Genomic DNA, 12,505 nt, shown 5'->3' on the forward strand with positions numbered 1-12,505 from the left:
CTCGCCCCGGCCTACAGGAAACGCCTCAGCGATTTACAGCCGGACCGAGGCATCGCTGAAAGCCCTCAGTTATTCTGAGGCAACGTTATCGCTTTTGCTTTCAAATTGCAGGGGATCCCTCAGCCCACAGGGAGAGGGAACTGTCCCGAGCTCGCCCACGGGGGAGAGGGAATAAGGATTACGGTTGCAGGGCGTTTCCGACGCGTTTGTCCTTCAGGAACACCACCATCAGACCTACCCACAGCACGCCGTTTGCGAGATTGAACAGGCTGAAGAGCCCGTTTCCGCCAAACGCATAAGCATGCTTGCTCACCTCAATTCCGACGGTGAAAATCAGCATTTGCAGCATCCCCATCGCGGCAGAGACCGTGCCTTTACTCATTTCACTGGCGAACAGCGTCAGGCGTACCAGACCGGCATTCGCCACGCCGATACCAAACGCGTAAATGCTCAGCCCCGCCGTCATCCACAGGTACGCATGAGACGAGGCTACGGTCGCCACCGCCGCGATAATCAGCCCTGCCGCTATGGGCCAACCGCCCATAATAATCAGCGAACGCACGGTACGGCGTGACGTCAGACGCGCCAGCACCAGGTTACCGATAATCAGCGCGCCAAAAATCGGCACCTGTAACAGGCCATACTCATAGCTGCTAAGCTGTTCGCCGCTGATGATAATGACCGGCGACTGGGCAATCCACGCCAGCAGCGGCAGGCTGACAAAGCCCGTCGCCAGTGCGCCCGCGACGAAACGGCCATTTTGCAGCACCGCCTTATAGTCACGCCCCAGCTCTTTAAGCGAGAGCTTTTCGCCCAGGCGGGTGGCGGTCTCCGGCATCGCACGGTGCAGACCAAAGAAAGAGATGGCCGCAAGCGCGGCAAAGAGCACGAACATCCCTTCCCACGGCGCGACGTGGACCCATGCGGCTCCCACCAGCGGCCCCAGAAGCGGTGCAATCAGCGCCACGTTCGCCATCAGCGCGGTAATTTTGATACATACCGCCTCCTCAAACGACTCCTGAATAGCGGCGTAGCCCACGGCACCAATAAAGCACAGGCTCACGCCCTGAAGAAAACGCAGCAACGTAAACTGCTCAATGTTCTGCGCCAGCAGCGTGGCGAGACAGGTGACGATAAACCATACCACGCCCGTCAGCATCACCGGGCGGCGGCCAATACGATCCGACAGCGGCCCTAAAAGCCACTGTAAAAACATGCCGCCCGCGAGATAGGCGGTCATCGATGTAGGTACCCACTCAATACCTGCGTTGTACTGCTCAACCACAGCCAGCATGCCTGGCTGGATCATGTCGTTGCCGATGTAGGTAGAGAATTCGTAAAGCACCAGACACAGAGGAAAAAGTAACGCCTGACGACCCAGACGATTACCGGAAGAAGAACGGTTTATCATGCAATCTCTTTAATATGAAAAAATCGCGATGAGTGTAATGAATTGCCGCTGTCTGAGATAGCAAATTAACGTGAAAAAACAGAAATAACGCACTTATCGTTGTTGTTTAAGGTTTCCTTAAGTTGCCCTCCTTATGATAGTGCTATTTCACGTTATTGACCGAAACTATGACACACGCCGTCAGCCCTTCAGAATTATCTAAGTTACCGACAAATAAGACAAAACGCCTTTACCGTTTGCCTGCCCGCTTTTATGGTTATCAGCTTTTCGTGCTGATCGTCCTTGCGCTGCTTTTTACCTGGCTTTCGCGCGATGAATCGCTTGACCGATGGATCACCGGCTTCTGGTATGACGCGGCGACGCATCATTTCCCGCTACAGCAAAATCCGCTGCTGGATCTGCTCAACCATCGGCTGGCGAAATATGTGGCCATTGCCCTGGCCGTCATCGCGCTGGTTTACGGGACTTACAGACGCAATGCCCGGCTGGTGACAGCCGCGCTTCTGATGGGTCTGGGCGCGCTCGTTGTAGGAGCCCTGAAAAGCATGAGCCACCACAGCTGTCCGTGGGATCTGGTGGAGTATGGCGGCAAAGCCGTCTCGTATCCCCTGTTCAGCGCGATTCCGGCAGACAGCGGACCGGGACGCTGCTTTCCCGGCGGCCACGCCTCAAGCGGGTTTATGGTGATGGGGCTGTTTTTTGCCTTCTGGCGTGAACGTCCACGCCTGGCCTGGACCTTTGTCGCGTTGGGCGTTGTTATGGGGCTGCTGATGGGATTCGGGCAGGTCATGCGCGGCGCGCATTTTTTCTCTCACAACCTGTGGGCCGGGTGGTGGGTCTGGTTTTCCCAGGTGCTGGTTTACGGGCTGGTTTCCGCCTGGTTTGCTAAAGAGTAACGAGATTATGTTAGAAAATCTGAACTACGAACTGTTTTACCTGCTCAACGCCACGCCGTCGTCACCGGAATGGATGATCGATCTCGCCACCTTCATTGCGAAAGATGTGATCAGCATTGTACCGGCGCTGGCGGTGATCCTCTGGTTATGGGGACCTCGTACACAGGTCACCGCCCAGCGCCATCTGGTGATCAAAATGGCGATGGCGATCGGCGTCAGCGTGCTGGCAAGCTACGTGCTGGGCCACGCCTTCCCACACGATCGTCCGTTTGTCGATCGCGTCGGCTACAACTTCCTGCACCATGCGCCGGACGACTCGTTCCCGAGCGATCACGGCACGGTGATCTTCACCTTTGCGCTGGCCTTCCTGTTCTGGCATCGCCTGTGGTCCGGCGTAGTGCTGATGGGCGTGGCGGTCGCCATCGCCTGGTCCCGCGTCTACCTGGGCGTGCACTGGCCGCTGGATATGGTCGGCGGTTTCCTGGTGGGACTGATGGGCTGCGTCAGCGCAGCCATCCTGTGGAGCCTCTTTGGTCCGGCGCTTTATCGTGGATTATCACAGGCCTATCGCGTTCTGTTTGCCCTTCCGATCCGCAAAGGCTGGATACGTGACTAACCCCGGTCCGTCAGGTTACACTTGAGCCCCCGCCCTGCGGGGGCTCACTTTTTTAGCCCGAGGATCTATGGAAACACGTCGCGATGACCGCATTGCTCAGCTGCTCCAGGCGCTGAAGCGCAGCGATAAGCTGCATCTTAAGGAAGCCGCTACCCTGCTTGGCGTGTCTGAAATGACCATTCGTCGCGATCTGAACAGCGACAGCGCCCCCGTTGTGCTGCTTGGCGGGTATATTGTTCTGGAGCCGCGTAGCGCCAGCCATTATCTGTTAAGCGATCAAAAAACACGCCTGGTGGAGGAGAAGCGCAAAGCCGCGCGGCTCGCCGCCTCGCTGGTGCAGCCGCATCAAACGCTGTTTTTTGACTGCGGTACGACAACCCCGTGGATCATCGAGGCCATCGACAGCACCGTTCCGTTTACCGCCGTCTGTTATTCGCTAAACACCTTCCTTGCCTTGCAGGAGAAACCGGCGTGCCGGGTGATTTTGTGTGGCGGCGAATTTCATGCCAGCAACGCCATTTTCAAACCGCTGAATATTCAGGACACGCTGAGCAATGTATGCCCGGATATCGCCTTTTACTCTGCGGCGGGCGTGAATGTGAAACAGGGGGCAACCTGTTTTAATCTTGAAGAGTTACCGGTGAAACAGTGGGCGCTCAACGCCGCACAGCAGCATGTGCTGGTGGTTGATCACAGTAAATTTGGCAAGGTCCGTCCGGCAAGGATGGGTGAACTGTCGCGCTTTGACGCCATCGTCAGTGATTGCCGCCCGGATGACGAGCTGGTGGCATACGCGAAAGCGCAGCAGGTGAAGTTGATGTATTGAGGTTATGCCGGGTGGCGGCTTCGCCTTACCCGGCCTACAACGGCTCGAACGTAGGCCGGGTAAGCGCAGCGCCACCCGGCAAAAACTTAGCTGAACCAGCTGCCAAACCAGCCGTGGAATTTCATTAACACAAAGTCCCATATCCGGCTGAAGAAGCCGCCCTCTTCCACCGCTTCCATTACCACCAGCGGACGCTGCTCAATGGATTTGCCGTTAAGCTGGAAATCTATCGTCCCGACCACCTGGCCTTTTTTTAACGGCGCGGTCAGCTGTGGCTCGGTCAGGGTATAGCTGGCTTTCAGGTTTTTCAGCTGGCCGCGTGGAATGGTGACGGACCCCGCTTCACCTGCCCCCAGGTTTACTTCACTTTTATCACCAAACCAGACGCGCTGGCTGACGAAGGTGGCGTCCGGCTTAATCGGCGTGACGGTTTCAAAGAAGCGGAAACCCCAGGTCAGCAGTTTTTCTGACTCGTTAAAACGAATGCGGTCGGTTTTCGTGCCCAGCACCACCGAGATCAGGCGCATATCGCCCTGCGTCGCAGAAGCCACCAGGTTGTATCCGGCCCCGGCAGTTGTACCGGTTTTCATGCCGTCCACGTTAACGTTACTGCTCCAGAGCAGGCGGTTACGGTTAGGCTGGCGAATATTATTGAAGGTAAACTCTTTCTCTTTATGGATGGCGTACTCATCCGGAACGTCATGGATCAGCGCTTTGCCCAGCAGCGCCATATCGCGCGCGGTACTGAACTGACCCGGCGCATCCAGGCCGTGAACGGTTTTAAAGGTGGTATTGGTCAGACCCAGTTTTTTCGCGTAGCCATTCATCAGCCCAATAAACGAGTCCTGACTGCCCGCGACGTAATCGGCCAGCGCAATACAGGCATCATTTCCCGACTGAATAATGACCCCTTTATTCAGATCGGAAACGGAGACCTGATCACCGGGCTTCAGGAACATCACGGACGAGCCGCGCAGCGCCGGGTTACCGGTCGCCCAGGCATCTTTCCCGACGGTGACCATGTCATTCAGCTTGATCTTGCCTGCTTTTAACGCCTGGCCGACCACATAGCTGGTCATAATTTTCGTCAGGCTCGCCGGGTCGAGTTTTTCGTCGGCGTTACCTTCCGCCAGCACTTTCCCGCTGGCGTAATCCATCAGGATCCAGGCGCGCGCATCAACAGGCGGCGCTTCGGGCGCTGTCTGTTCCGCCGCATGAAGCGTTGGGGCAAAAAGGAAAAGCAGCGCCGAGCCTGCCGCCAGGCTGCGCAGAGAAGAAGTTTTTTGCGTCATAAATGCCACCCGAGTGTCCATTCTAAAAATCACGTCACAATCACCGTGTCGCAAGAAGCGATGAGTAATAGCGCACTACAGCCTTCAAAGAAACCTGTTCCAGGTAAAGTTTTTAAAGTTTATGCAATAACATTCAGATACGCTTTGATTGCGGCGTTTTTTTTAGCATCTGTTGCGTAATTGTTAGGTTTATCTCACCATGGCGAAAAGCTGACTCGGATTCACATCTCATCGGGAGTAAATATGATTACGCTGTGGGGCAGGAACAATTCGACTAACGTGAAGAAAGTGCTCTGGACGCTGGAGGAGCTGGATTTACCGTTCAACCAAATTATGGCTGGCATGGCGTTCGGGGTGAATAAAGACGCCGACTATCTGGCGATGAACCCAAACGGGCTGGTGCCGTTGCTGCGCGATGACGAGACAGACGCCACGCTGTGGGAGTCCAATACCATTGTGCGTTATCTCGCCGCGCAGTACGGCCAGGGTCGCCTGTGGGTTGAAAATCCGGCCCAGCGCGCGCAGGGCGAAAAATGGATGGACTGGGCAAACCAGACGCTTTCCCCAACGCACCGCGTGATCCTGATGGGGCTTATCCGTACGCCGGAAGCCGATCGTGATTATCCCGCCATTCATGCCGCCCAGGACGCGTGCGAGTCGCTGTTTGCGATGATGGACGACGAACTGGCGAAGCATACCTGGTTCTCCGGCGACACGTTCGGCGTGGGCGATATCGCCGTCGCCCCCTTCGTCTGGAACCTCACTAACATGGGTCTCAGCTGGACCCCGCGCCCTCACCTTGAGCGCTGGATCCAGCAGCTCAGCGAGCGCCCGGCGTATCGCAACGTGGTGATGATCCCGGTGACCTGATTACGACCCGGACGGGCTGACTTTCCAAAGCTGCCCGTCCGTCTCGTCGGTCAGCACGTACAGATAACCATCCGGCCCGACGCGCACATCGCGGATACGCTGATCTTTATCCCCAAGAATTCGCCCATCCTCCGTCACGGTATTACCCTTCACGCTCAGCACGATGACGTCTTTCTCCTTCAGCGCGCCGATAAACAGCTTGTTTTTCCACTGCGGGAAGACGTCGCTGTTGTAGAACGCCATGCCGCTGACGGCGGGCGACACTTTCCAGACAAACAGTGGTTTTTCGGTGCCTTCAACGTGCTCGCCTTTTGCTTCCGGGATTTTCAGGCCGCTGTAATTGATCCCGTGCGTCGCCAGGGGCCAGCCGTAGTTTTTGCCCTTCTCAGGAATGTTAACCTCATCCCCACCGCGTGGTCCGTGTTCGTTGAGCCACAGCGTGTCACTCCACGGGTTCATCGCCATTCCCTGCGGGTTGCGAATGCCATAGGACCAGATTTCCGGGCGCGCACCGGCGGTGTTCACAAACGGATTATCCGGTGGCACTTTTCCGTCCTCCGTCAGGCGCACCACCTTGCCCTGAAGCTTGTCCAGATCCTGCGCCGTCGGGCGCTGGTTGTTTTCACCCAGGCCAATAAAAAGATGGCCTTTGCCGTCGAACACCAGCCGTCCGCCAAAGTGGTTGCCGGTAGAGAGCTTCGGCATCTGTCGGAACACCACCTGGAAGCCCTCAATGCGCGACAGGTCATCGCTCAACCGCCCGTAGCCCACCGCGGTACCCGCTTTGCCATCATTACCTGCCTCGGCGAAGCTGAGCCAGACCCGCCGTGATTGTGCAAAATCCGGGGCCAGCGCGACGTCCAGCAGTCCGCCCTGGCCGCTCGCCCACACTTTCGGCACGCCGACAATCGGATCGGAGAGCCCTTTCCCTGCCTGCCAGTGCTTAAGCTGCCCGTCTTTGAGCGTGATGAGCAGCCCCTTGTTATCTGGCAGAAACGCCAGCGACCAGGGGTGATCCAGTTTTGTCTGTAGCACGTCGACCTTAACCGTCTCAGGCGCTGCAAGCAGTGAAAGCGGGAATAACAAGACTGGAAGGAAAATCAGCGAGGATCGAGGCATAACGCACTCCTTTATCGACATATGGCTTAAAGATTAGCCACTGTTCCCGGGTGCGTTACCACTTTTACAAAAGCTTAAACAGAAGGGGGAGTTGCCTCCCCCGGGTTCAGTGCCGGGCAAGCGTTTCCGGCTTGTTCAGACACATGATGCAAAGCGCGAGCGTGGTCAGGCAGTTTTCAAGCTTCTCCGCGTTAACGGCAATAAAATTCGGGCAGTCGTGACGTCCGTTCATCAAAGAGACCCCGGCGATGGAGAGCACCTCGGCGGCGCGGCGCAGCGCCACTAATTCGCTTTCAGCGTAGTGCGCTTTCAGGATGGGTGCTTTTTCACGCATGAAATTGCAAAGTTCAAAGAAGTTATCACGCAGATTTTCGCTTTCGCTGACTGACATATACCCTTTCGCCTTGCGGAGTTGCAGATATGCAGCCAGGTCGATTCGGGCGTTGATCAGCTTGTTAAGCAGATCGCGTTTCAGTCTGTCAACGGACATGCTATTTCCTCCCCTGTCAGCCATGTTACCTCATTAAGAATAAGGTCATTTTTTGTACAATGTAATGCCTGGGATCAATAAACGATAACTGATTAACATTCTTTACAATGTTACAACGATTGCCGGCCTCAACTGCGCCATCAAGAGTGTATAAATCCCCTGCGATACGCTGTAAAATCCCGCCCTGATAACTCCATAATTGATGAATTTTTAACCTATGAGCAATGTTACGCACCCGCCGAAAATCGGCTTTGTCTCCCTGGGCTGCCCGAAGAACCTGGTGGACTCCGAACGCATCCTGACTGAACTTCGCACTGAAGGCTATGACGTGGTGCCAAGCTACGACAACGCCGACATGGTGATCGTCAACACCTGCGGGTTCATCGACAGCGCGGTCCAGGAGTCACTGGAAGCTATTGGTGAAGCCCTGACGGAAAACGGCAAAGTGATTGTCACCGGCTGCCTGGGCGCGAAGGTGGATCAGATCCGCGAAGTTCACCCGAAAGTGCTGGAGATCACCGGCCCGCACAGCTACGAGCAGGTGCTGGAACATGTTCATCACTACGTCCCCAAACCAAAGCACAACCCGTTCCTGAGCCTGGTGCCGGAACAGGGCGTGAAGCTGACGCCGCGCCACTACGCCTACCTGAAAATTTCCGAAGGCTGCAACCATCGCTGCACCTTCTGCATCATCCCGTCGATGCGTGGCGATCTGGTGAGCCGTCCGATTGGCGAGGTGCTGGCAGAAGCCAAACGCCTGGCCGACGCGGGCGTGAAGGAGCTGCTGGTCATCTCCCAGGACACCTCCGCCTACGGCGTGGACGTTAAACACCGTTCCGGTTTCCACAACGGCGAGCCAGTGAAAACCAGCATGGTCGGCCTGTGCGAGCAGCTGGCTAAGCTCGGGATCTGGACGCGCCTGCACTACGTCTATCCTTACCCGCACGTTGACGATGTGATCCCGCTGATGGCGGAAGGCAAAATCCTGCCGTATCTGGATATCCCGCTACAGCATGCCAGCCCGCGCATTCTGAAGCTGATGAAACGTCCTGGCTCCGTTGACCGCCAGCTGGCGCGCATCAAGCAGTGGCGTGAGATCTGCCCGGATCTTACCCTGCGCTCCACCTTTATTGTCGGCTTCCCGGGTGAAACCGAAGAAGATTTCCAGATGCTGCTCGACTTCCTGAAAGAGGCGCGTCTGGATCGCGTCGGCTGCTTCAAGTACAGCCCGGTTGAAGGCGCAACGGCCAACGAGCTGGCGGACCAGGTACCGGAAGAGGTAAAAGAGGAGCGCTGGAACCGCTTTATGCAGCTGCAACAGCAGATCTCTGCTGAACGCTTGCAGGAGAAAGTGGGCCGCGAAATTCTGGTGATTATCGACGAAGTGGACGAAGAAGGCGCGATTGGCCGCAGCATGGCGGATGCGCCTGAAATCGACGGCGCGGTGTACCTGAACGGCGAAACCAACGTCAAGCCGGGCGATATTATTCGCGTGAAGGTCGAAAACGCCGACGAGTATGATTTATGGGGCAGCCGGGTTTAATCTCCCCACGCCTCTGTTCCAGGCCGGGTAAGGCGTCGCCGCCACCCGGCACATTCCACAGCACTACCCTTTTATCCGCGGATCCAGCGCGTCGCGCAGCCCATCCCCCAGTAAATTAAACGCCAGCACGGTCAGGAAAATCGCCAGGCTCGGGAAGATCGCCACGTGTGGCGCAATCACCATATCCGCCCGCGCCTCGTTCAGCATCGCGCCCCACTCCGGCGTCGGCGGCTGTGCGCCTAACCCCAGAAACGACAGGCTGGCCGCCGAGATAATCGACACGCCTATGCGCATGGTGAAATAGACCACGATAGACGAGACCGTTCCCGGCAGAATATGGCTGAACAGGATGGTGGCATCGCTGGCTCCCATGCTGCGCGCCGACTCGATAAAGGTCTGCTGCTTCAGCACCAGCGTGTTGCCACGTACCAGACGCGCGAAAGCGGGAATCGAGAATACCGCCACGGCGATGATGACGTTCGCCATGCCGCTGCCCATCACCGCCACCACGGCAATCGCCAGCAGAATACCGGGAAAGGCAAACAGCACATCGCAGATACGCATGATGATGCGGTCCCACCAGCCTTCGTAGTACCCGGCCACCAGCCCCAACACGGTGCCAATTGCTGCGCCCATCAGCACCGCAAAGACCCCGGCCGCCAGCGAGATCTGCGCCCCTACCAGCACGCGGCTGAAAATATCGCGCCCGAGCGAGTCCACGCCAAACCAGTGCATCATCGACGGTCCATCGTTCAGCCGGTCGTAATCGAAGTAGTTTTCCGCATCAAACGGGGCTAACCAGGGGGCGATAATCGCCACCAGGATCAGCAGTAACACAAACAACCCGGCGACCATAGCGACGGGCTGACGACGGAATCGACGCCAGAACTCAATCCACGGGGTGCGAATATGGTCCGGCCTGATCCCCGGCATAGCGTTTAAAATGGCCTGGCGACGCCAGTTCAGTAATCGCATCTTACTTATACCTGATGGCCGGGTTAATGGCGGCGTACAGCACATCCACCACTAAGTTGATAAGAATAAACTCCAGCGAGAAAAGCAGGACTTCAGCCTGAATGACCGGATAGTCACGCATATCGACCGAGTCGACCAGCAGGCGCCCCAGCCCCGGCCAGTTAAAGACCTTCTCAACCACAATAGAGCCGCCCAGCAGGAAGCCGAACTGTAGCCCCATCATCGTGACCACCGGTATCATCGCATTACGAAAACCATGCTTCAGAATGACCCATTTCTCACTCACCCCTTTTGCCCGCGCGGTGCGAATGTAATCTTCGCTCAGCACGTCGACAAACGAGGCGCGGGTAAACCGAGCCATCACCGCCGCAACGGCCGCGCCAAGCGTCATAGAGGGAAGAATGTAGTGCTTCCAGGTGTCGGCCCCGACGGTCGGCAACCAGCCCAGCTCAACGGAGAAAATCTGCATCAGTAGCATGCCCAGCGCAAACGCCGGGAAAGAGATGCCGGTGACCGCCAGCGCCATACCGAGCTTATCCGGCCAGCGGTTGCGCCAGACGGCGGCGACAATCCCCGCTCCCAGGCCAAACACTACCGCCCAGCTCATACTGGCAATCGTTAACCAGAAGGTAGGCATAAAGCGGCTGGCAATCTCCTCCGACACCGGACGACGCGACACCATTGAGATGCCGAAATCGCCCTGAAGGACATTGCCAATGTAACGCAGAAATTGCCTGTACAGCGGCTGGTCAAGACCGAGCTGTTTACGCACCAGTTCAATAACCGTCGCATCCGCTTCCGGTCCGGCAATCAAACGCGCTGGATCGCCGGGCAGCATATGGACAAACAAAAACACCAGCACGGCCACAATCAGCAGCGTCGGGATAAGCCCCAGCAGGCGTTTACACACATAATTCAGCATGAGTTTTATTTTAAATCCGCGTCATCAAAGCTAAAGCCCGTATCCGGCATGATGTAAAAACCGGTCAGCGCTTTGTTGTGGGCTGAGACCAGTTTTTCCACCACCAGCGGCACCCACGGCGACTCTTTCCAGATAATGTCCTGCGCCTCTTTGTACAGGCGCGCTTTCTCTTCCGGTTTGGTGGTTTTCAGGGCATCGGCCAGATCTTTATCCACCTGCGGATTACTGTAGAACGCGGTATTGAACAGCGTTGGCGGCCAGTTCTGGGAAGCGAACAGCGGCGACAGGGACCAGTCCGCTTCGCCGGTTGAAGCCGTCCAGCCGGTGTAGAACATCCGCACGCCGCTCTCTTTCTGCCCTTTGCCTTCTACTTCCGCCGCTCGCTGTCCGGCATCCATCGCCGTGACCCTGGCTTTAATGCCCACCTGCGCCAGCTGCTGCTGGGTAAATTGCAGCACCTTCTGCGCGGTACTGTGGTTATGAGACGACCACAGCGTGGTGCTAAAGCCGTTCGGATAGCCCGCCTCTTTCAGCAGCTCCCGCGCTTTCGCCGGATCGTACGGCCATGGCTGGTAGCTCTGCGCATACTCGATGGCTGGCGGCATCACGCCCGTCGCGGGAGTGGCGTAACCGGCAAAGGCCACCTTCACCAGCGCCTGACGGTTAATGGCGTAGTTGATGGCTTCGCGCACCTTCGGGTTATCGAACGGTTTCTGCGTGACGTTCATGCTGATGTAGCGCTGCATAATCGACGGGCTGGCCACCAGCTCCAGCTTGCTGTTTTTCGCCAGCAGCGCCGCCTGTTCGTAAGGGATCGGGAAGGCAAACTGCGCTTCGCCGGTTTGCAACATCGCGGCACGGGTATTGTTGTCCACGACCGGACGCCAGGTGATTGTATCCAGCTTCGGCAGCCCCTGCTGCCAGTATCCGGCGAATTTTTTCACCTTCACATAATCGGTCTGGTTCCAGGTAAGCAGTTCGTACGGTCCGGTCCCCACCGGGTGGAAGCCAATCTCTTTGCCGTATTTTTTCAGGGCAGCGGGTGAAATCATCGCCGTCGCGGGATGCGCCAGGATATTGATAAACGCCGAGAACGGCTCTTTCAGGACGATCTTCACCGTCGCCGGGTCAACCACCTCGGTGCTGGCGATATTTTTATACAGGTTGTAGCGCTTAAGACCGTTCTCCGGATTGCTGGCACGGTCCAGGTTGATCTTAACCGCCTCGGCGTTGAAGTCGGTGCCGTCCTGGAACTTCACGCCGGTACGGAGCTTAACGGTATAGACCAGCCCATCGTCCGACACGGTATAGCCTTCCGCCAGCACGTTTTTCAGCTTCATCTCGCGGTCCAGGCCGAACAGCCCCTGGTAGAAAGATTTTGCCACCGCCTGAGAAAGGGTGTCGTTAGCATCATACGGATCCAGCGTCGTGAAGTTAGACCCCACAGCCACCACCACATCTTTCGCCGCGAACGCGGGGGCGGCGGCCAGCGCAGCCGTCACGCTCGCGGCAAGCAGCCATTGACGAGCAACAAAAGGAACCATT

12 protein-coding genes are annotated in these 12,505 nt (G+C 57.0%); 5 read left to right on the plus strand and 7 right to left on the minus strand.

What is annotated here, in order from left to right:
* Positions 1 to 178: 178 nt before the first annotated feature.
* A complete protein-coding gene (locus tag ACOTXD_RS05745; RefSeq protein ID WP_022650680.1) occupies positions 179 to 1,411 on the minus strand; it encodes an MFS transporter in 1,233 nt (410 codons plus the stop codon).
* A 167-nt stretch (positions 1,412 to 1,578) separates the two neighbouring features.
* On the opposite strand from ACOTXD_RS05745, the gene ACOTXD_RS05750 reads away from it, so the two are divergent.
* The 3 genes from ACOTXD_RS05750 to deoR all read left to right on the plus strand — a co-directional run bounded on the left by ACOTXD_RS05750 (position 1,579) and on the right by deoR (position 3,749).
* Positions 1,579 to 2,307, plus strand: coding sequence for a phosphatase PAP2 family protein (locus tag ACOTXD_RS05750; protein ID WP_032657833.1), 729 nt, complete (start codon positions 1,579 to 1,581; stop codon positions 2,305 to 2,307).
* Positions 2,308 to 2,314: 7 nt separating this feature from the next.
* Positions 2,315 to 2,923 carry an undecaprenyl-diphosphate phosphatase gene (gene ybjG, locus ACOTXD_RS05755; RefSeq protein ID WP_003858405.1) on the plus strand — a complete coding sequence of 203 codons (609 nt, stop codon included), beginning with the start codon at positions 2,315 to 2,317 and terminating at the stop codon, positions 2,921 to 2,923.
* A 67-nt stretch (positions 2,924 to 2,990) separates the two neighbouring features.
* The gene (gene deoR / locus ACOTXD_RS05760) at positions 2,991 to 3,749 is read left to right on the plus strand and encodes a DNA-binding transcriptional repressor DeoR (RefSeq protein WP_022650678.1); all 759 of its coding nucleotides are present in this window, start codon (positions 2,991 to 2,993) and stop codon (positions 3,747 to 3,749) included.
* Between the two features lie 86 nt (positions 3,750 to 3,835).
* Here the strand turns inward: deoR and dacC are convergent, their stop codons facing one another.
* Positions 3,836 to 5,041, minus strand: a complete 1,206-nt coding sequence (dacC, locus tag ACOTXD_RS05765) for a serine-type D-Ala-D-Ala carboxypeptidase (protein ID WP_022650677.1) — start codon at positions 5,039 to 5,041, stop codon at positions 3,836 to 3,838.
* A 243-nt stretch (positions 5,042 to 5,284) separates the two neighbouring features.
* Between dacC and ACOTXD_RS05770 the strand changes: the two genes are divergently transcribed.
* Complete coding sequence (locus ACOTXD_RS05770; RefSeq protein WP_003858411.1) at positions 5,285 to 5,911, plus strand: glutathione S-transferase family protein; 627 nt, start codon at positions 5,285 to 5,287, stop codon at positions 5,909 to 5,911.
* Here ACOTXD_RS05770 and ACOTXD_RS05775 read toward each other — a convergent pair whose 3' ends face one another.
* On the minus strand, positions 5,912 to 7,030 hold the full coding sequence (locus ACOTXD_RS05775; RefSeq protein WP_045347492.1) for a PQQ-dependent sugar dehydrogenase: 1,119 nt from the start codon (positions 7,028 to 7,030) through the stop codon (positions 5,912 to 5,914). It lies immediately after the preceding gene.
* Between the two features lie 106 nt (positions 7,031 to 7,136).
* The gene (bssR, locus tag ACOTXD_RS05780) at positions 7,137 to 7,520 is read right to left on the minus strand and encodes a biofilm formation regulator BssR (RefSeq protein WP_061856319.1); all 384 of its coding nucleotides are present in this window, start codon (positions 7,518 to 7,520) and stop codon (positions 7,137 to 7,139) included.
* A 217-nt stretch (positions 7,521 to 7,737) separates the two neighbouring features.
* Between bssR and rimO the strand changes: the two genes are divergently transcribed.
* Positions 7,738 to 9,063: a 30S ribosomal protein S12 methylthiotransferase RimO gene (gene rimO / locus ACOTXD_RS05785; RefSeq protein WP_022647549.1), complete on the plus strand. Its 1,326-nt coding sequence runs from the start codon at positions 7,738 to 7,740 to the stop codon at positions 9,061 to 9,063.
* Positions 9,064 to 9,126: 63 nt separating this feature from the next.
* Here the strand turns inward: rimO and gsiD are convergent, their stop codons facing one another.
* The 3 genes from gsiD to gsiB are packed head-to-tail and all read right to left on the minus strand — an operon-like array spanning position 9,127 to position 12,504.
* Positions 9,127 to 10,038 (minus strand): glutathione ABC transporter permease GsiD, encoded by a 912-nt coding sequence (gsiD, locus tag ACOTXD_RS05790; RefSeq protein WP_003858425.1) that lies wholly within the window; start codon positions 10,036 to 10,038, stop codon positions 9,127 to 9,129.
* A 1-nt stretch (position 10,039) separates the two neighbouring features.
* Positions 10,040 to 10,960, minus strand: a complete 921-nt coding sequence (gsiC, locus tag ACOTXD_RS05795) for a glutathione ABC transporter permease GsiC (RefSeq protein ID WP_006809475.1) — start codon at positions 10,958 to 10,960, stop codon at positions 10,040 to 10,042.
* Between the two features lie 5 nt (positions 10,961 to 10,965).
* Positions 10,966 to 12,504, minus strand: a complete 1,539-nt coding sequence (gene gsiB, locus ACOTXD_RS05800; RefSeq protein ID WP_003858426.1) for a glutathione ABC transporter substrate-binding protein GsiB — start codon at positions 12,502 to 12,504, stop codon at positions 10,966 to 10,968.
* Position 12,505 lies beyond the last annotated feature (1 nt).

Source organism: Enterobacter cloacae complex sp. CDL013 (assembly GCF_049238805.1).
Classification (GTDB): domain Bacteria; phylum Pseudomonadota; class Gammaproteobacteria; order Enterobacterales; family Enterobacteriaceae; genus Enterobacter; species Enterobacter hormaechei_C.

Bases quoted from the DNA above. Each gene is read 5' to 3' on its own strand.
- ACOTXD_RS05745 (WP_022650680.1), bottom strand. From the start codon at position 1,411: ATGATAAACCGTTCTTCTTCCGGTAATCGTCTGGGTCGTCAGGCGTTA.
- ACOTXD_RS05750 (WP_032657833.1), top strand. From the start codon at position 1,579: ATGACACACGCCGTCAGCCCTTCAGAATTATCTAAGTTACCGACAAAT.
- ybjG (WP_003858405.1), top strand. From the start codon at position 2,315: ATGTTAGAAAATCTGAACTACGAACTGTTTTACCTGCTCAACGCCACG.
- deoR (WP_022650678.1), top strand. From the start codon at position 2,991: ATGGAAACACGTCGCGATGACCGCATTGCTCAGCTGCTCCAGGCGCTG.
- dacC (WP_022650677.1), bottom strand. From the start codon at position 5,041: ATGACGCAAAAAACTTCTTCTCTGCGCAGCCTGGCGGCAGGCTCGGCG.
- ACOTXD_RS05770 (WP_003858411.1), top strand. From the start codon at position 5,285: ATGATTACGCTGTGGGGCAGGAACAATTCGACTAACGTGAAGAAAGTG.
- ACOTXD_RS05775 (WP_045347492.1), bottom strand. From the start codon at position 7,030: ATGCCTCGATCCTCGCTGATTTTCCTTCCAGTCTTGTTATTCCCGCTT.
- bssR (WP_061856319.1), bottom strand. From the start codon at position 7,520: ATGTCCGTTGACAGACTGAAACGCGATCTGCTTAACAAGCTGATCAAC.
- rimO (WP_022647549.1), top strand. From the start codon at position 7,738: ATGAGCAATGTTACGCACCCGCCGAAAATCGGCTTTGTCTCCCTGGGC.
- gsiD (WP_003858425.1), bottom strand. From the start codon at position 10,038: ATGCGATTACTGAACTGGCGTCGCCAGGCCATTTTAAACGCTATGCCG.
- gsiC (WP_006809475.1), bottom strand. From the start codon at position 10,960: ATGCTGAATTATGTGTGTAAACGCCTGCTGGGGCTTATCCCGACGCTG.
- gsiB (WP_003858426.1), bottom strand. From the start codon at position 12,504: ATGGTTCCTTTTGTTGCTCGTCAATGGCTGCTTGCCGCGAGCGTGACG.